Genomic DNA, 19,609 nt, shown 5'->3' with positions numbered 1-19,609 from the left:
GTTCAGGAACCGGTGAATCCAAATAGTTTTGCCGCGGTGCCGCCAAGAATTTTCGTGCGATCATCGGCCGACATATGTGACAGTAAATCCGCGACGCGTAAGCGATAGTCTCGATAGGACTCTCCGGTCGCTCCCGAATTGAAGCCTCCTCCGTAGATCATTCGTTCCGCGCCAAATGCGTCCGTCAAACGCCGAATGATGGGTTGCACATCGCGATGAGGATAACTGTTCTGATCAGGTATCGAGGAAATCTTCATCACCGTATTGGGAAACCGTGACCAGCGAACAACAACCTCATGCTCTTCAGGCGTGCCTTGCATCGGTCGCCCCAGATGGTCGATTATGACCGTTGTGTCGGTAAACTCTTGAATCAACGGTTCGAGCCCCGGGGCATATCGAGGCTCGAAATGCAGTTGAATCGCAAGCCCTAGGTCCGACGCTGTTTTCCAAAGATGACGCAGCTCTTTTGTACCGAAGGGCGGCAGACGATCAGACGCGTATGCATGCACGCGAGCGGCAACGATCCGTCCCGGATTTCGCTGAACCAACGGAGCCATCTTTTCGACCGAACCAGGGCGATCGGCAAAGAACAAACACGTCCCCTTCAATCTTCCCTGGCCAACGTTCAAGCAGTGCTCCAAGTACCGGTGGTCGTCTTGATAAGGCTCCGGATGAACGACGATGGCAAAATCGACGTCGGCATTGTCCATACACTTCAAAAGATGCTCGGGAGTTGCCGCAGCGTCGGGCCGATACGGCGCCCGCGCATGATACGGGAAACGTCGGTCCTGACCGGCGAAACAATGAAGATGCGTGTCAACAACCACGCTCGGCGCGGCGTCATCCGCAAAGGCTGTAGCCGATGAAAGCGGTAGGGTGCTAAGACAACGAAGTAGATCGCGACGATTGAGTTTATTCATGGATGTATCGGATATCGGATAAAACGCGAGATCGCCATACTTTGGATGGCTCGGCGGAAAATCCAAACTCTGGCGAGTTCGGCTACGTGAAATGCTTCACAGCGGTGCCTGCCAACCCTCCGGCTTCGAAGCGGACGCTGCTGGCGGTGTTTGCTTAGCATACCCCGAATCGCTTACCGTCGCCTCATGTCTATAACCACTTGGGGCGTGTGATTTATAAGCTGTGCAAGTCACGCATTTCCGCCGGGCTTGCCCTGGCGGGATAACGAATGACAACTAAGCAGTTAGGCTTGAATCATTGGGTGAAATCCCGTTAGCCGTTTGGACGCTAGCCTCGTTTCAGCGCCGGAATCGTGGCTAGCGGGTTGTTGATTTGTTCGAAATGCAACTCGCAGTTGTGAGCCGTGGGCCGTAAGGCACCGGGTCATGCGCGGGACCCGGACGCTCACGCGCGAGCGGCTCACTAAATCAACAGCCCGCATGTGCCAAAATGGCCAATTTACTGAAAGACTCCTGCCTAGCTGCTTACCATTGTCCAATACGAATTTCCTGCCACTTCCCCCCTGCCCCTCAACCCGGTCCTTCACCCGCCCCCAACGCATCTTCTCGCCTCATCTCGTTCGATGCATGGCGGATGCACAGCATCTATGATGTAATACGCTGCCAACTCGCACCTCGGACACCCACATGAAAATCCTAATCAAATCGTTGCTACTGGCGGAAATTCTGATGCTTTCCGTCGCGTCTGGAGCCGAGCCGCCGTTGGCCGCGGATTCGAAAGCGATCGACCGCGCCGAGAGCAATCGCAAGCCCAACATCATTCTTGTCATGGCGGACGATCAGGGGTGGGGGGATGTCGGCTACAATGGCCATCCGTTCGTGCAGACGCCGGAGTTGGACGCGATGGCGAACGACGGTTTTGTGTTCGACCGCTTCTATGCCGCGGCGCCGGTGTGTTCGCCAACTCGCGCCAGCGTCATGACGGGACGCAACCCAATTCGAACCAAAGTGACCAACCACGGTCGCTACATGCGTCCTCATGAGCAAACGATTGCAGAAACTTTGAAAGCGGCTGGATACGTCACCGGGATTTTCGGCAAAGTCCATTTAGGATCCGGTCAACCCGACTCGCCCTGCAATCCCACGGGGATGGGATTCGACGAATGGGTCATCGGCCTGAACTTCTTTGACAATGATCCCTACCTGAGTCGCAACGGCAAGATCGAACACCGCAAGGGCAAAGGTTCGGTGATCGCGATGGACGATACGCTGGCGTTTCTCGGTAAACATAAGGACCGCGATCAACCCATGTTTGCAGTCGTCTGGTTCCCGTCGCCTCATGATCCTCATCAGGAAGTTCCCGAAGGCCCATCGCTTTACGATGGCGAAAAGCATGCCGGGTACTATCGTGAAATTACGCTGCTGGACCAACAACTTGGGCGGTTGCGTCGTGAATTGAAGACCATGAACATCGCTGACGACACGATCCTTTGGTACTGCAGCGACAATGGAGGCCTGGTTGAGGCGACTTCCGGTGGTCGCGACCGAAAGGGCAGCATCTACGAAGGCGGTCTGCGAATTCCGGCGATTATCGAATGGCCGGCGAGCAATCTTAAAGGGCGAACTGACGTACCCGCCTGGACGTGTGACATCTATCCAACGCTATTGGCAATGGCCGGAATTCATTTAGATGCTCCGCACCCTCTTGATGGAACCGACATCAGCAACATTATCTCGGGCGAAGCCGACAAGCATAGTAAGCCGATGGGCTTTTGGCACCTCTTCCAACAGGGCCAGGCGACTTGGAGTGACCGAATCCAGAAAGCGATCATGGAGAAGCAGCAGGCCGGGGCCCCCTTGCCTCACGACCCAGAACGGATCCGCAAGGACGTCGATGAGTTCCCGCAGTTCTCCGAAGACGTCGCAACCGGCCACGCTGCGTGGAACGACTGGCCGTGGAAGTTGCATCGAATCAACGGCACAAAGTACGAACTTTACAACCTCGCCAACGACCCCATGGAGACAACGGATCGCGCTGCCGATCCAGATCAGCAAACGCGACTGGAACGGATGAAACGAGAACTCAGTGGCTGGATGGTTTCGGTCGTCGGTAGCATCAACGGCAAGGACTATCATCAATAGCACTGGTATCAATTCGCTCAAGCTTGTAGACGCCCACGCCGCTCGGTGAACGCGGCCATCCAGATTACACGCCCCTTCCTCCCTCGGCCCGTCTGGCCTGTGTCCGTCTAACGCGTTATGAGAAATGCGGTAGCTTAAAAAGCAGACTCGTTCACCAGCATGCAGCTACCGCGTATGTCCGACGTCTTTCGTCAATTTGCTCGAGTGCAAATCAATTGGTTCAGCCGACCGCCGAAATTCTTTCTGTTGGTTACTCAGCCGAGACGGTGCTGGCGGGCGACCGACCCGCTGCGACTTAGGTTACACTATAACCCCCGCCCGCTGTGCGACTGTCCTACCGCCGGCCAATTCTTAACCATCTTCGAATGCCTCAACGCTCATGAAAATTCTGTTTTCCACGTTGTTGATATGGCTGGTATGCCCAATCAGCTTGGCCTCTGCTGACACTGTGTTACGAGCCGGAGCATCGTCGGTTGATATTTCTCCTCGCAATTTTCCCGCCATCCGTAATGGAGGGTTTCTGCAAGCCACCGAGACGCGGGTCGCCGATCCATTGCACGCGAGATGTTTGGTACTGTCCGATGGCAATGAAACGATCGCGATCACGATTGTCGATTCGTGTATGTTTCCCACCGACATCTGCGATGCGATCAAGTCGAGAGTGGCGAAACAAATAGGCCTGCCCGCCAATCGGATCCTAATCAGTGCCACCCACACGCATTCCGCTCCCTCAGTCATGGCGTATTGCTTGGGCACCAGCCGCGATGAAGCTTACGTCCAGTACGTTGTGCCGCGCGTGGCGGAAGCCATCGTTTCGGCGCATGCAAAATTACAACCGGCAAAGATCGGTTGGACGGCCGTCGACGCTGCCGGGCAAACCAATTGCCGTCGCTGGATCACCCGCAGCGATCGCAAGGGGACGGATCCCTTTGGTCAGCAAACGGTCCGGGCCATGATGCATCCCGGCTATCTGAACCCCGATTACGTTCATCCCGCCGGTCCGATCGACCCGCAACTGTCGTTGCTAAGCGTGGTGGCTGCCGCCGATGACGCTCCGCTGTGCTTGCTGGCCAACTATTCGATGCACTACTTCGGACAAGGCTCCGGCTTTTCGGCCGACTACTTTGGCGAAGTCGCGAGCTTGCTGGAATCGGGTATCGCCGCGACGGCGGAACACACGCCTCGCCACTTCGTGGGGATTATGTCGCAAGGCACCAGCGGCGATCTGCACTGGATGGACTACGGCAAGTCGCAGCGACGCGTCGACCGCACGGAGTATGCGAAAACGATTGCCGAAACAGCTTTGACGGCCTGGAAACAGATCGAACATCGATCGGATATGACCATCGCGATGTCCGAATCTCGGATGAATTTACAAAGACGAGTTCCCGACGCCGAGCGGCTCGCCTGGGCCAAGCCGATAAACGAGCATCGCGGCGATGCCCCACCCAAAAACCGCACGGAGGTTTACGCCCAGCAGGCGGAGTGGATTCACGAACATCCGGAAACCGAGGTGGTGTTGCAGGCCGTGCGGATCGGCGACCTGGGTATCACTGCACTGCCCAACGAAGTCTATGGAATCACGGGGCTGAAACTGAAACAACAGAGCCCCCTGGTCAGCACCTTCAACCTGGAACTTGCCAATGGCGCCGAAGGTTACATCCCGCCGCCGGAACAGCATCGTCTGGGCGGATACACGACCTGGCCCGCGCGAACGGCAGGTCTGGAAGTCGAAGCGGAACCGAAGATCGTCGAACGCGTTTTAACGTTGTTGGAGTCCGTATCGGGAAAACAGCGACGAGCCCTCGTCGATCCGCCAAATGCGTTTTCTCAGGCAGTGATGAAAGCCAAGCCCACTGCCTATTGGCGACTTGGCGACATGGTCTCGGACCAAGCCGCCGACGCGACCGGCAAGCACCCTGCGCAGTTCGACGGTGGTGTGGCTCTGTACCTGCAGGGACCTGATCTGCAGGAAAACTCTAACACTGCAGCACAGGAATCCCCCAACCGCTGCGTCTATTTTGCTGGCGGTTCGCTGCAGGCAAACGTGTCAAACCTTCCTGCCAACTACAGTCTGTCGATGTGGTTTTGGAACGGCTTGCCCGCTGGCAGTGAAAATCCGTCGGCAACTTTGTTTTCTCGTGGGTCGGGTGAGGCACAAGAGTCGTTATCGATTGTCAGCAGCAATGAGGGTCTGCCGGTGTTGGCCATTTGCAGCGGAGTCGCCAAACAAGAAACGACCCAACAGGAACGGTCCGAGCAGCACGTGGGATCGACGCCCCTGGTCAGCAAGGCGTGGCATCACGTGACCGTGGTCCGCGATGCCGACGCCGTGAGAATCTATTTGGACGGCAACGTCCAGCCGGAACTGGACATTTCGCTGCGTTTGTCCGGCCCCGCATCGACTGAATTTTCGTTTGGCAACTTCGATGGCAAGCTTGACGAAATCGCCTTGTTCGCACGTGCCCTGTCGGTGGACGATGCGGTGGACCTTTATCGTGCCTCGAACATGAAAGCTCCCAAGGCGCCGCCGAAACCCGTCGTGCTCGGTGAAAAACCGTCGGACGCCGAATCCCTAAAACAGTACGCCGAGGGAATTCAGAAATCGCAGCCGGTCGCTTATTGGCGGCTACATGACAGCAACCGTACCGCTGCCGGCGACGAACGGGCTGCCCACGATGGACGCTACGAACCGAAATCGGGGCCTCGCAAACCCGGTACGGTGCAGCCGAATTTTTCGGGTGGCCGGATGCTGGCCAGCGTTCCTGATTTGAAAGACCAATGCAGCGTCGAATTCTGGTTCTGCAATCAACTGCCCCACACCAACCGTGCGGTCACCGGTTACCTGTTTACGCGTGGCGTCGACGGCGCCCATGGCGCACCCGGCGATAGCCTGGGAATCGGTGGCACGCATGCATCGATGGGGCGGTTGCTGGTGTACAACGGCAACGAACACGGCGAACTAATCAGCGGCGAAACCGTGCTGAGAACCGATAGCTGGAACCACGTTGTGCTTGTCCGCGATGCAAACCAAGTGAAAGTTTACTTAAACGGCGAACTTGAAATCGACGGCCAGCTTGCCAAAACCTACCCCGATGGTTGCCCCGAAATCCAGATCGGTGGCCGCAACGATAACTTCGCAAATTTTCAGGGCATGATCGACGAGGTCGCGGTATACGATCGAGCTCTTTCGGCCGACGAAGCCCAAACTCACTTTGCCACCGCTGGCACGAAACCAATTGCCCAAACAAAATCGGTTGCCCAAGCGAAAACGGAGCCGTCGCAGGAACTCCAGCCAACAGCGGCTGAAGCCTCCCTTGAAAAAATTCACATTCGAGACGGGTTCGAAGTCCAGTTGGTCGCCAGCGAACCGCTCGTGAAAGACCCCGTCGCCATCGACTGGGGACTCGACGGCAAATTGTGGGTGGTTGAAATGGCGGACTATCCGCTGGGTATGGACGGGGCCGGTAAACCAGGAGGCCGCATCCGTGTACTCGAGGACCGAGACGATGATGGCCGATATGATTCGTCAACGCTGTTCGCCGAAGGGCTCAGTTTCCCCAACGGGATTTTGGTTTGGGGGGACGGCGTCCTGGTGACCGCCGCGCCCGAGATCCTGTATTTGGAAGACAGCACCGGCGATGGCAAAGCCGACATACGCCGCAGTGTGTTCAGCGGATTCTTGGAGGGCAATCAGCAGTTGCGAGTGAACGGTCTGCGCTGGGGGCTGGACAATTGGGTTCACTGTGCCAGTGGCAGCCACCACTCGGGCTACGGAAAAGGCAATCAGATTACCTCCGTGCTGACTGGCCAGGCTCACCAGATTGGCAGTCGCGACTTTCGCATTCGGCCTGATAGTGGCGACATCGATCCGCAGAGTGGTCCCTCGCAATACGGCCGCAATCGTGACGACTGGGGAAACTGGTTTGGGGTGCAGAATAGTCTTCCGCTGTGGCACTATGTGTTGGCCGATCAAGACATTCGCCGCAACCCACACTTTGCTCCGCCCGATCCCAAACGGCAGGTGGTAACACCCAGCAACCCGCCTGTCTATCCCGCGGCGCAGCTGCAAAAACGATTCCACAACTTTGACCAATCGGGCCGCTTTACATCGGCTTGTTCAGCGATCATCTATCGCGACAACGTGTTGTTCCCGCGTGCCGAGAACCAACAGCATGCGTTCACATGCGAACCGTTTCATAACTTGGTCCAGCACAACATCATCACCGACGACGGCGTCAGTTTTGACTTTCACCGCGATCCGGCTGAGTCGGACTTCGATTTCTTTGCCAGCCAAGACCGTTGGTGCCGACCGGTGATGGCTCGTACCGGGCCGGACGGAGCATTGTGGATCGTCGATATGTATCGTTACATGATCGAACATCCGCAATGGCTGCCGCAAAACGGGAAAGACGAACTGCGACCTTATTACCGGCTCGGTGAAAATCATGGCCGCATTTATCGCGTCGTGCCTACCGGCAAATCGCTCGCCACGCCACGGATCGCAAACACGACGGCCGGCTTGCTGGGTGCTCTGGCAAGTTCCAACGGTTGGCAGCGCGATGCAGCTCAACAAAGCTTGGTCCGCAATAAAGCCGCCGCCGCCGTGCCCTCTATCGAATCGATGGCAACCGGGGGCGACACACCAGAACAGCGATTACAAGCCCTGTGTACGCTCAATGGCATGCAAGCACTCCGCACCAATATTTTGCAATCCGCATTGCAAGATCCGCATGCCGGAGTTCGTCGACAAGCCGTACGGCTGGCGGCGGAGCATACCGTTGACGTCCTATGGTTGAAGCCGCTTGTCGATGACCCCAACGCCAAAGTGCGACTACAACTGGCCGCGACTCTGGGTGCCTACAATGATCCGATGGCCGCACAATTGCTGGCCCAGTTGGCGGCGGATTCGGCGGATGACGTTTACATCTTGGCGAACGTCATGAGCTCGCTGAACCAACGCAACATCGCAGAGGTACTGACTGCCACGATTGCGATGTCGTCCGATGTGGCGGCATCCACGGACCACCAACGTCGCTTGCAACAACAGTTGTTCGGGCAGGTCGCGGCTCTCGGCGATGCCACGGCCATTGGTCAAGTCGTTCAGCGAATCTGCGACAGTGCGGACGGCCCGCTCAAGCCGTGGCAGCTTTCCGGACTGGCGGATCTGCTGGACGGACTAGCGAAACGCAAACTTTCACTTGCTCAGCTGACCACAGATCACCAAACGCTGATTGTCCAATCAATCGATCAGGCACGTGCATCGGTTTCTGAAACTTCAAGAGCTTCAAAAGCTTCCGAACGGTTGACGCCGTTGACCGCGGCTTCACTGCGATTGTTGTTGCGGCAGGACGACATGTATGCAGACGATATGCGGCTGTTGTCAAACTTGTTGGTGCCACAGTCGGCGGTAGAGTTGCAGTTGGCTGTCGTCGATCGCTTGGCACTGCAGGACGATCAACAGGTCGCCGAGGTGCTGCTGGCAGGTTGGCAGTCCCATGGGCCATCGCTGCGAGCGCGAGTGCTGGACGTACTGGCGAGTCGTACGCAGTGGAGCAACGTGCTGCTAACAAACGTTCAATCGCGACATGTTTCCAGTGGCGAAATCAGTCCCTCGATGCGAGAACGCTTGCTGGCAACCAAAGACGAAATGCTGCGCACCGCTTGGACGGAAGCCTTCACTGCGTCGACAAGCCCTGATCGCAAACAGGTTATCGAGCGTTACCAGACTGCGTTGACATTGACTGGTGATGTCGAACGTGGACGCAAAGTTTTTGCGACTAGCTGCGCGGCCTGTCACAAGATTGGCAACGTCGGCCATGACGTGGGCCCAAACCTGGCCTCGATCACCGACAAGAGACCACCCACTTTGCTGGCCAACATTATGGACCCCAGCGCCGAAGTCGAAGCCCGCTACTTGACCTATATCGTTGTCACGGTGGATGGTCGCGTTCATAACGGGTTGTTGGCAACCGAAACCGGAAGCAGCATCACGCTGATATCCAACGAAGGCAAACGCGAAACCATTTTGCGTACGGAGATTGAAGAATTGCGTGCGTCAGGAAAATCATTGATGCCCGAGGGGCTAGAAAAAGATCTGTCGCCGCAAGCCGTCGCCGACTTGTTTGCCTTGCTAACCGCGAAACCAAAAACCAGCCAATAGCCCATCGACGACTATGATGCGACGACTTGTGTTATTTTGGAGCCTGCTGCTTGTGGTGCCGCTTGCGCATTGTCAGGCGGAACTGACAACGGCTTGCCAACGCGTTGGCGAACCTGGGAATTCAGAAATTCCTGTATAGGCATGGTCTTCGGATCATCGCTCAGCCGTCGCCACGATTGTGATCACGGAATCGTGAAATCGTAGGTGTTAGCGGGTAGGCAGGAGTCATTGGCTGAAATCCCGTTAGCCGTTTGGGCCAACGCTGTGAAGCATTTCTGAGTCGTGTTTTGCTAGGCCATCACAACCCGAACTCGTAAGTTTTGAAGTTGCTGTTTTTGTATTTAGGGGCAAAGCCCTGGACGTTTACCTAGCCCAGCCTTTGGCCCGAAGAACGTCTAAACGCGCAACTTCAAAACTTACGCCTTCGGGTTAGGAAGAATGATTCACAGCGTTGCGTTTGGGCGCTAGTGCCGGTTCACCGCCGGAACCGGGGTTAGCGCCAAAACGGCCAATTTACTGAAAGACTCCTGCCTAACTGCTTTGGAATCCGAAGATTCGGGGTTGGTTTTTTGTCCCTGATTCGGGTGGTGGCGGCTGGACGGCTGAGTGGCCTCAATCAAAGGAAATCGAGCCCCTATCGCCCATTGCCCACATCGCGGGCGACTGGCGATTCTGCGTCTGATGGATCTTTGATTTGGCTGCCCGATTTGATCGCCCTCTACAGTGGCTGTGTCAACTCATCCCCCGTATCAAGGCGCTGCCATGAATTCTTGGAATCGATGTTTATGCTCGTTCGTTTGTCTAGCGATGCTTTACTCCACCGCATCGGCACAAACGATAGAAACGCTTTTTCAGTTCGCCAAGGCGGATGAGGTGGCAAAGTGGCAGATCGTCAACGACGGCGTCATGGGAGGCCGCTCGACCAGCACGGCCACGATCATCGATCAAGGCGTGCTGCGGTTTGAGGGCATTCTGTCGCTAGAGAACAACGGCGGATTTGCGTCAGTACGATCACGACCTGACGGATCGCTGGGATTGGCTAGCGGCGAATCAATTGTCTTGCGAGTCAAAGGGGACGGGCGTCGTTACACGTTTAATCTGTACACTCCGGACCGCCGGACCGCGTTCTCCTACCAGATGGATTTCGATACGAAGGCCGGCGAGTGGACGGAAGTGCGATTGCCCGTTGATAAGTTCGTTGCTCACTCGTACGGACGGCCGATGCCCAGCATGAAACTCGACCCGAACCAAGTTCACTCCGTCGGTATTCTACTGGGCGATAAAAAGTCGGGGCCGTTCGAGATTTTAGTGGACTGGATCAACGTCGATTAAGCTGGAAAGTGAATATCACTCGGCACTCAATGCAACTCGTCTCGCATTCGTAGAGCTGGACTCCTCGCCCGGACCCGCCGTAGAGTTGTACTCGGCCGTGGAAGACATGTTCCTCTGGGATCGTGCTCTGTATTCCGATCAGCTGCTGGATGAAAAGCATCGCAGACTGATGTCCACACCAAATCGGGACGGACCAGCCCTACAAAATGCCTGGCAAAGTCCGATTGACGCAAGTACAGCGGATGTACCAAATCGTGAAATCAGAAGGAGTCGAAGCCGCGATCGAATGGTTCAAGCCAACAAAGAACAGCGGTTGGGGAGGCGCCAACTGGGAGCTGGCAAATCAATTGATCAAGGACGGCCGTGTCGATGACGGGATGCGGCTAATGGAATTTGATGTCGAAACATCCCCCAGAAAAGTCTGGCTACTGCGAAAAACGGCACTGGCCCACTTGAACAATGGGCATCCGAGAAAAGCAAACTGCCGGTTGACACCCGCAGCTAAATGCTGCCGCAGCTATCGCTGCTGATGCGGAAAATGCCCCCCCCCGTTGATCAACGTGCCCTGGTAGCTACGACTGCCTTACGGCAGCGGCATCCGCAGCACTCGGTGGTGGTAGCTGTCGACGACGTACAACCAATCACCGCGAACGGTCACGCCGTGCGGCCGCTGCAGTTTGAACTCGCCCTTGCCCAGCACGGTCGTCAGCGTCTTGGCAACGGGATCGTATTTGCGAATCGTGTGATTCATATCGTCGGCGATAAACACGTTGCCATCCGGGGCGATCGCCAGATATTTAGGTTCCTTGAATTGAGCTTCCAACGCCGGTCCGTCGGCGTCGCCTGGCTTCCCCGTGCCAGCGACCGTTTCGATCACGCCCGAAGGACGAACGACTCGCAGCGCATTTCCGTTGCGTTCCACGATGTACAGGTTGCCGGCCTCATCCATCGCCGCCGCACGAGGATCGACCAACGGAGCCGCGGTGGCTTGCTGGCCATCTTCGGGGACGCCGCGTTGACCGTTGCCGGCAAGGGTTGTGATTTGCCCTGATTCGATATCGATGGCACGGATGCGGTGATTGCCCAGATCGGCGATCAACAGCCGCGACTTATCGGGCGTCAGGGCGACGGCCATTACCACATTCATCTGGGCCTCGGCTGCCGGGCCACCGTCTCCATAAAATCCTTTCTGGCCGGTGCCGGCGAAGGTCGAAATCTTGCCGTTGGTTGCATCGATCCGCCGCACCACGTGATTGAGGTGGTCGGACAAAAGGACGTCACCGCTGGGCAGAATCGCCAGGTTGTGGATGGCGTCAAACGTGGCGTCCGTGGCCGGGCCACCGTCGCCCTGGTAGCCTTTCTTTCCCGTTCCCGCGATCCGTTCAAGTTGGCCCTGATCATCGACGCGAAACACGCGACCGCCGATGTACTCGGCGATCACCATCTTTCCCTGCGGATCAAATTCGACACCAAAGGGGATATTCAGTTTGTCGGTCGTCAGCGATTGCGGCGCCGGTGTGGGGTCGCCGATCAACACGGTTACCTGCTCGGCTCGAACAGGCGAAGCCGGAAGGAAGACCGCTGTGAGCAGAACCGCGGCCAACGGTGACAAACGCCACGCAATAGGATGAATCAGAAGATGGTGCATCGGGTGTAAATCTTTCAGGATGGTTGTTGTCGTGACTGGTGTGGTGCGAATCGGGGCGGTGTGAATCGGGACGGTGCGATGTTGACACATGTTGCGTCTGATTTGCTACGTGATCCAGCGGATTAATGGTAGTGGATCTTGCTAAAGATCCTTCCGCCCCCTAGCAACAGCGAGCTTTCGCAAGCTCCACTACAGGAAAAGGAAGCGGTGTGTCGATCTAGTGATTTACCCAGCCTTAAAATGAGGGTTTAGTCCGTAGCGGAAGTCGTCAAGACTTTCGGCGAACCCCTGAACTGGACGAAACTCTTGACGAGTTCCGCTACCCCAAGACTAAGAGTGGACGAAGCCCTAGGCAAACAGTTTTGCGATCGGGGTTCCCTGGTCGGTCACGGGAACCGGGCGGTCGCCGGCGTATAGGTACTTGCTGTAGTCGACGCCGACGCAGCCGCAGATGGTGGCGAAGAAGTCGGGAACGCTGACTGGATCGGCGACGATCTTCTTGGACAATTCGTCGGTCTCGCCAAACGCTCCGCAGTGCGCCAAACCACCGCCGGCCAGTACACAGCTGAACGTCGAACCTTGGTGGCCGCGTCCACCACCGCTGTCGAATTCTGGCGGACGGCCGAATTCGCTGGTGATCACGATCAAGGTTTTGTCCAGCAATTTTTTGTCCTGGAGGTCGGCGATCAGAGTGGCAACGGCGGTGTCCATTTCTTGGATCAACTTGTGTTGGTTAACAATGCCGCTGTTGTGGACGTCCCAGCCCGAGCCGTTCAAAAAGTTCAGGTTGTGGCTGACTTCGATAAACCGCACGCCGCGCTGGATCAGTCGGCGGCTCAGCAGACAGCGTTGTCCGAATTCGCCACCGTAGCGATTGCGTAGATCGTCCGGTTCGCCATCAAGGTTGAAGACGCGATTGAATTCGGGGCCGCTCAGCTTCATGCTCTGGTCAATCGCGGCTTCGTAGTCGATCAATTCGGTCACCGCAGTGGAGCCTGCGTTTTTCCGCAACGACGCGAGGAACTGCTCGCGTCGGCTTTGACGCTGTGGCGTGATGATGTCCGGGCGAGACAACCCGGCGGGGCCGCGACCGGTTTCGGTCAGGTACAGGTAGCCGTATTTGGATCCCAGAAATCCCGGGCCACGCGTCACATTCGGATAGCCGATTAAGACGTAGGGCGGCGCGTCTTCGCTGGCCGAGCCGCGCTCGTGCACGATCAACGAACCGAGCGAGGGATAGGTCACCGTTCCGCTGATCGCACGACCTGTGTGCATGCGATTGGTGGCCGCTGCGTGTTCGTCAATCACGTCGTGACTCACCGTCCGCACGGCGGTCACGCGGTCCATCACTTTGGCCATCGACGACAGATGCTCGCAGACCTGAACTCCGTCCATGGCGGTGTCGATAGAATCGTAGTAAGCGCCCGGCTTTCTGGCCTTGGGGTCGCCTTTGGCTTTGGGATCAAACGTATCGATCTGGCCCATGCCGCCGCCGAGCCAGATTGAAATCACATGTTCGGCTTTGCCTTGCAGCAGCGTTTGCGGCGTGCTGCCTCGAGCGATCGGTGCGACACTTAGCGCTCCGGCGGCCGCCATACTGCTGGCCAAAAACTGTCGTCGGTTGGGATCTTGCATAACTCGTCTCAGATTCGTGGGGTAACACGTGACGTAGCGGGATTTGTCAAAGGTTTGTCGATTTTTATCGAAATTCGAATTGCACTCGTGAGCCGAGGGCCGTGAGGCCCCGGGGATTGCGTCGGACCCGGCCGCTCACGCGACTCGGCTCACTAAATCAACAAACCGTTGACGACTTCCGCTACTGGATTCCAAATAGGTTCTTAACGATCAAGGAACCCAAACAAACTCGCGATGGTTTACGAGGCTCCAAACGACATCTTCGTAAACTTCACGCCACTCGGGCTGCAGTCGTGGATCGACAGCGGGGCCACGCTGTACCCGGCGCTGCCATTCTTCTTGGATCTCGTTGGCTTCGGGGACCAAGTGGTTGGACCAAGTCGATTGCGGCAGTGGGGGTAGCGGCGATGGTCGTTGCACTTGATCTGCGGGGACCGTGCGAGATTCGAAGCCGCTTGCCAAAGCCGATAACAGGTCGGCTCGTTCCTGGGCGTTGGGGTAACGCGACAGGAACCGCAGGAACAACGTGTCCAAAAGTGCCTCGGGTGATGGAGCCTCAAGAGCCAATTCCGCTAGCGGGCTTTGGTCCGACGCGCGGGTCAGCGACATCGACAGCGTTCCGTTGGCCAGGATCCCCGGCTGCAACAAATTGGGATCGGTTTCACGCTGCGCGATCGGCTGCTGTCGGGTGCCGGTCCAACCAAACGCTTCCAATACGTCAACGATCGGTTGCGCTCGCGGCAAGGATAAACTGGGGCGGTCCCGTTCGTTGTTGAGCCCAGCAAACATCCAGGCACGCTGTGGATCGCCCAAGGTCTGTCGCGTGGTAATTGGCTCGGCTCCGTCGTGCACGAACGTTAACTCGCCCGTATCCATGCGACGACCTGATGCAGCAAACAGCGAATCAACGATTTGCTCCGCAGCCAAACGACGTGGGTCGGGGGCGTTGAAGAAACGCTGTTCGGCGGCAGCGTGCTTGTTGCGCCCGATCGCTTCACGTTGGTAGGTTTGTGACATCATGATCTGTCGCAGCACATGTCGCAGGTCGTAATCGTGCGACACCAATTGGTCGGCCAACCATTGCAGCAGTTCTGGATGGCTGGGCGTCTTGCCTTCCCAGTCGTTCACCGGTTGAACCAAACCAGCCCCCAGCAAACGGTTCCACAGATGATTGACGACGACCTGGGCAAATCGCTCGTTTTCGGGCGAGGTAATCAAGGCCGCCAACCGTTCGCGTGAATCCTTGGGGTCGCGCATCAGAGCGTCGATATTTTTCCCATCCTCGACGCCGGTGAATGATGCGAACGGCCATTTGGGTTGGACCTGCACGTCCGGTTTTAGCGTCACCCGGATCAATGACTCGCGTCCGATGCCTTCAAAGAATGCATCCGGCACCCGACTAGTCTTGGGCGGCGCCAACGATTTTCGGTTCAACATCGCCGCCAACGAATACAGGTCTTCTTGAGTCGTGCTGTGATAGGGCGAATCGTGACAACGGGCACATTGCAATTCGATGCCTAGGAAGGCCGAAGCAACGATGTGTCCCTTGGCCGCCATCGGTGAATCATTCTCGCCAGCGATCGCGAAACCGGCGCTACCCCCTTCGTGACGACTGCCACGCATCAGCAACAATTCCGTCACCATGCGGTCCAGCGGTTTGCCATCCCGCAGCGATTCGTACAAGAACCAGCGAAAGGGCCCCGTCGAGTTGAGCGATTGATTTAGGAGCGTTGGGTTTTCGGCCAACAAGTCCATCCAGAAACTGACCCAGTGGTCGGCATACCGATCATCCTGCAACAACCGCTCGACCAATTTGCTGCGTTTGTCGGAATCGGTGCTGGCCAAAAATTCACGTGCTTCATCGGCACGAGGACCGACGCCCACGGTGTCCAGGTATGCTCGGCGAAGGAACGAGGCATCGTCCACCAACGGCGATTGTGCGACGGCTGCCGGATCGATTGGCGGATTGGGCCACACGGCGCCGTCGGCGACCCACTGCTCCAACGTCGCGATCTGCTGATCGCTCAGTCCATCGTCGGTGGGCGGCATGTCGCGATCACGAATTCGAACGATCATTTCGCTGGCGTCAGGATCGCCTGGCACCACGGCCGGCAATTCCGACTCGCCCATCGCCAACGCGTGCTCGCGGGAATTCAGCCGCAGCCCACCCTGTTCCTTTTCACCATGACACCGGAAACATTGATCACGCAAAATCGGTAGCACCTCATTGTGAAAGTGCGCGGTGGTCGCTTCATCCGTCTTGGCCGCTTGGCTGATTGCTTGCGAGATCTTGTCAGCCACAAAGCGGTCGATCGGATGTGATTCAGGATCGGTGTCGGATGTTTGCTCCGCTGCGACAGTTTCCCGAGCCATTTTGTGTCGTTGCTGCCAGAAGGCGTCTTGCGATGCGGCCGCCCGGCGACGTGTCGCGTCTTCGAATGCCACCAAGTCGGTTTCGAATTTTCGCAGCACCGGTTCAACCGCCGCGTCGGACATCACCAACGGGCTCGACGCGTCGGGTTGCAGCACAAACAGCGACCCCTCGCCATGGGGCTGGATCGCCACACAGACTTCGCCGGTTTCCGTGCGGTCGCCATTGCCGCCTACCATGACCTCCAGTACCACGCGTGCGGTCCGCGATCCGTATTGTTCCGACGCATTGGTTTGCTTGGACGCTATTGTTTTTTCGGACGCTGTTGTTTTTTCGGACGTTGGGATTTCAAACGACGTGAATGCTTCCTGTTGCGGGAACGGCAACAGCCGGGCGCCGGGCACCAGCGGATCGGGAATCGGCACTATGGGTTCGAGATTACCGCCGCGACTGCGGACCGTTTTGGTGTCAGCTACCAATTTGCCGTCGATCCACAATCGGCTGAGCGAGCGGACGCGGACCAGGAATCGATGGTCGCCAGCGGGTAGTTCGACGTCGCCAGCGATCCGCAACAACAACGGGGCCTTCCAGCCCGAACGGATGCCCCAGTCGTCATAACGCACCGGGATTCGCGACAACAGGAATGCGTCGCCCAACCAGCGAGTCGATTCGGCTGGCCATGACTCAGCCTCGTACAACCAACGGTTGGCGGCGGGCATGCTTTCGGACAGCTGAAACAGCACTCGGCCAGCGGGAATCGGGCCTAGGTCGGGCATGACCTCCGGTGCCATGCGAACGACACGCTCGTCGCCGACGCGATTAAATCGGGCGGCCAAGGTTTTGTCGCTGAGCACTGTGCGGTGGATGGCAACGGCATCTAATATACCGGCAAACCTTTCGCCGATACGGACTTCATCGTCATCGACCACTGGCGGCTCGGTGGTCGGGCCGCCCATGTCCCAGCGGCCATCGGTCGGTTTACCATTGACCCAGCCGCGGATCGATTTCGGTTCGCCAAAGCGGTACGTGATCGCGACATGATGCCAACCCGTGTTCACCGGAAAGCCCAGTTTAGACGTCCAGCGGTGCCAGTGCTTGTCGCCGCTGGAAGGCTTGGTCGCAAACAAAAAGTTCACCTTGGCTTCGCCCTGGTCGCCCACGATCCGCAACGCCCAGTTCTGATTGTCTCGCGCGAATCCCGGCAAATTGGTGCGTCCCTTGCCGACGATGTACCGCGGCTCGCCGTCGCGGATGCTGGTTGGATTGACCCAGCCTTCGAGGGTAATCGGATCGCCGTTTTTGAAATCAAATTCGCTGTCCGCGCCGGAATCGGGAATCGAGAGGTAGGCTCCGGCATCAATACGCACCGCTGTGTTGTCGGCCGACATTTCGGGAAACTCGGGCGGACGCGGACCAGCTTGATCGCGTGCCACGTTGCCATGCACCGCCAATGGAGTGGTTTCTTCGCTGCCGAAGTCCCAGCGGACGGGCGATTCAGCTGCAACCGTCGAGGTGAACGAAACGAGCAACAGCAAGAGGGCGAAACAGGTGGGACGCATTTCAAAACTCGAGGTCGTGCAGCGGGCGGGAGGATGGCGGGGGAGCTGGGGGTGAGGCTAGTGCGTGACGATTCAATCGAACCGGTCTCGACTCGTCGCGAATCCCGAGGCGGAGGTGGGGGAATCAGGCTTGCGAGGTGGGGCGTCAGGGGAGTGCTTGGGGGTGGGGCTCTGATTCTACACGATCGAAGCCGCACTTTCACCCACTATGTGGCACTAAGGGGCTGATTCCAGACTGCGGGGGTCACGAAGACACCGGCGGCGGGAACGAAGTCCAGGACTAGAAAAGGACGGCGAGGCAAGTGGACGCTAGATTTTGCCTTGCTGATTCCTATTGATCGTGGAAGCATCGCCTCCACAGTGCATCGCTAGTCGCAAGTGGTTGGGCAGCCGGGCAACGGTCACCCCGGAGAGTAGCGAGCACCGCAGGAACTGCATTTTGTCAAGAAATCAACAATCCGCTTATCGATCCGCATCCGATTTTCGGACTCTCGGCGACGACTTTCTTGCCAGCGGCAGGCGTGATCGAAAACAGCTGATCCAAGAAGACCAAACAGAAGACCAATCAAACGTGTGGTCGATATACCACAAAAGCATTAATCGGAGGTGGAAGTGACCGGTGAACTGAACGCACTTGCTTGGGGCAATAAAACGTCGGTCACGACGTCAATAGACTGGAATTGCCTTCATCGACCTTGCCTTTGCAGGCCGCTCGTCTGAACTCGCTCCGGCGTCGGCCGCCGGAGCATCGAAACTGTTGTCGGAAATCACTTCGGTGGGGGGCACTGAAGCGGTGGATCGGCTTCGAGCTGGGGGCTGCTCCAACCTCGTTCATTTCGGAAACTTGCGAACTGCGTTCGGTCGAAGTGACCGAAGCAGCCTAGCAACTTGGTCGTGAATGAGTCAGGACGGATCGTCCTAAGTTACCAATGTGAACCGCAATCGGGACTCCGTGTTGGCACGCTTCGTGGTCTGGTTTGGACTAAACCGATGAGTGCCCTGGGCTTTCTGGGGTCACTTGGTCGGTTTCGTGACTGCGTTACTTGCGGGATCTGCAGGGACTACGTGCTCGGAACTGTGTTTCCTGAGATAGGTATAGTGTTTCCTGGGATAGGTATAGTATGCATCACTTGTCCGCTAGAATATTCAATTCTCGCCGACAGTCAGCGATACAATTCAGTTTCAGTACTTTCCAGGAAGTCAAAATGACAGACTCACTCAAATTGTTTACCTTCGCGTTCGGTTGCGCGATTGTTCAATGCGGACTCTTGCAATCCAACGCGGTTGCTCAATTTCCAACTGCAGGCCCCGAATACGATGTTCTTAAAGACGATGCCGGGGAGTGGGATGTTGAAATCACCAGTTACGCAAGTGGAACTCCTGAAGTCACCAAAGGCATTGAATCCAACAGGATGCTAGGCGACTTTTGGCTGATCAGCAACTTTGAAGGCAAAATGATGGGGTTAGAATTCAAAGGCCATGGAACCACTGGCTACGACGCCGAGGCAAAGAAATACGTTGGAACCTGGGTGGATTCTTTGAGTCCTGGAATAATGCACATGAAAGGTGACTACGACAAAGACAAAAAGACAATGACTCTTGTCGGAATTGCACCTGGCATGGACGGCAACCCGGCCAAACACAGGTTGACCACGGTCTACAAGGATGGAAGACGTGTGATGACCATGTACATCACTCTCAAAGGCGGCGAAGAAACCAAATTCATGCAATTGGCGTACACAAGAAAAGAGAAGTAGATGAGCTGATCATCAGGAGAGATCAAAGCACTGTCATGGCCGAACTTAGTTTTACTCGCCTTGGCGAGATGCACGCGTACGT

Annotated in this window: 9 protein-coding genes; 5 read left to right on the top strand and 4 right to left on the bottom strand. The window is 57.0% G+C overall.

Annotation, left to right across the window (positions count from 1 at the left end; genetic code table 11):
• Nucleotides 1-2 precede the first annotated feature (2 nt).
• Nucleotides 3-920, bottom strand: coding sequence for an amidohydrolase family protein (locus tag ABD971_RS23035; RefSeq protein WP_339938829.1), 918 nt, complete (start codon nt 918-920; stop codon nt 3-5).
• Between the two features lie 687 nt (nt 921-1,607).
• Here ABD971_RS23035 and ABD971_RS23030 point away from each other — a divergent pair.
• The 4 genes from ABD971_RS23030 to ABD971_RS23015 all read left to right on the top strand — a co-directional run bounded on the left by ABD971_RS23030 (nt 1,608) and on the right by ABD971_RS23015 (nt 11,087).
• On the top strand, nt 1,608-3,062 hold the full coding sequence (locus ABD971_RS23030; RefSeq protein WP_339938827.1) for a sulfatase family protein: 1,455 nt from the start codon (nt 1,608-1,610) through the stop codon (nt 3,060-3,062).
• A 379-nt stretch (nt 3,063-3,441) separates the two neighbouring features.
• Nucleotides 3,442-9,225, top strand: a complete 5,784-nt coding sequence (locus tag ABD971_RS23025) for a PVC-type heme-binding CxxCH protein (RefSeq protein WP_345325964.1) — start codon at nt 3,442-3,444, stop codon at nt 9,223-9,225.
• Between the two features lie 762 nt (nt 9,226-9,987).
• Entirely contained in the window at nt 9,988-10,557 is a 570-nt protein-coding gene (locus ABD971_RS23020) for a CIA30 family protein (RefSeq protein WP_345325962.1), read from the top strand.
• 206 nt (nt 10,558-10,763) lie between these two features.
• On the top strand, nt 10,764-11,087 hold the full coding sequence (locus ABD971_RS23015) for a hypothetical protein (RefSeq protein WP_345325960.1): 324 nt from the start codon (nt 10,764-10,766) through the stop codon (nt 11,085-11,087).
• 53 nt (nt 11,088-11,140) lie between these two features.
• Here ABD971_RS23015 and ABD971_RS23010 read toward each other — a convergent pair whose 3' ends face one another.
• The 3 genes from ABD971_RS23010 to ABD971_RS23000 all read right to left on the bottom strand — a co-directional run bounded on the left by ABD971_RS23010 (nt 11,141) and on the right by ABD971_RS23000 (nt 17,770).
• Nucleotides 11,141-12,205: an NHL repeat-containing protein gene (locus ABD971_RS23010; RefSeq protein ID WP_345325958.1), complete on the bottom strand. Its 1,065-nt coding sequence runs from the start codon at nt 12,203-12,205 to the stop codon at nt 11,141-11,143.
• A 348-nt stretch (nt 12,206-12,553) separates the two neighbouring features.
• Nucleotides 12,554-13,840, bottom strand: a complete 1,287-nt coding sequence (locus ABD971_RS23005; protein ID WP_345325956.1) for a DUF1501 domain-containing protein — start codon at nt 13,838-13,840, stop codon at nt 12,554-12,556.
• A 210-nt stretch (nt 13,841-14,050) separates the two neighbouring features.
• Nucleotides 14,051-17,770, bottom strand: coding sequence for a DUF1553 domain-containing protein (locus ABD971_RS23000; protein ID WP_345325954.1), 3,720 nt, complete (start codon nt 17,768-17,770; stop codon nt 14,051-14,053).
• Between the two features lie 1,205 nt (nt 17,771-18,975).
• Between ABD971_RS23000 and ABD971_RS22995 the strand changes: the two genes are divergently transcribed.
• Nucleotides 18,976-19,527, top strand: a complete 552-nt coding sequence (locus ABD971_RS22995) for a DUF1579 domain-containing protein (protein WP_345325952.1) — start codon at nt 18,976-18,978, stop codon at nt 19,525-19,527.
• Nucleotides 19,528-19,609 lie beyond the last annotated feature (82 nt).

Source organism: Novipirellula rosea, assembly GCF_039541335.1.
Taxonomy (GTDB): Bacteria; Planctomycetota; Planctomycetia; order Pirellulales; family Pirellulaceae; genus Novipirellula; species Novipirellula rosea.
This window is presented reverse-complemented; position numbering and strand designations above follow the sequence as displayed.

Bases quoted from the DNA above. Each gene is read 5' to 3' on its own strand.
- ABD971_RS23020 (WP_345325962.1), top strand. From the start codon at position 9,988: ATGAATTCTTGGAATCGATGTTTATGCTCGTTCGTTTGTCTAGCGATG.
- ABD971_RS23035 (WP_339938829.1), bottom strand. From the start codon at position 920: ATGAATAAACTCAATCGTCGCGATCTACTTCGTTGTCTTAGCACCCTA.
- ABD971_RS22995 (WP_345325952.1), top strand. From the start codon at position 18,976: ATGACAGACTCACTCAAATTGTTTACCTTCGCGTTCGGTTGCGCGATT.
- ABD971_RS23025 (WP_345325964.1), top strand. From the start codon at position 3,442: ATGAAAATTCTGTTTTCCACGTTGTTGATATGGCTGGTATGCCCAATC.
- ABD971_RS23000 (WP_345325954.1), bottom strand. From the start codon at position 17,770: ATGCGTCCCACCTGTTTCGCCCTCTTGCTGTTGCTCGTTTCGTTCACC.
- ABD971_RS23015 (WP_345325960.1), top strand. From the start codon at position 10,764: ATGCCTGGCAAAGTCCGATTGACGCAAGTACAGCGGATGTACCAAATC.
- ABD971_RS23010 (WP_345325958.1), bottom strand. From the start codon at position 12,205: ATGCACCATCTTCTGATTCATCCTATTGCGTGGCGTTTGTCACCGTTG.
- ABD971_RS23005 (WP_345325956.1), bottom strand. From the start codon at position 13,840: ATGCAAGATCCCAACCGACGACAGTTTTTGGCCAGCAGTATGGCGGCC.
- ABD971_RS23030 (WP_339938827.1), top strand. From the start codon at position 1,608: ATGAAAATCCTAATCAAATCGTTGCTACTGGCGGAAATTCTGATGCTT.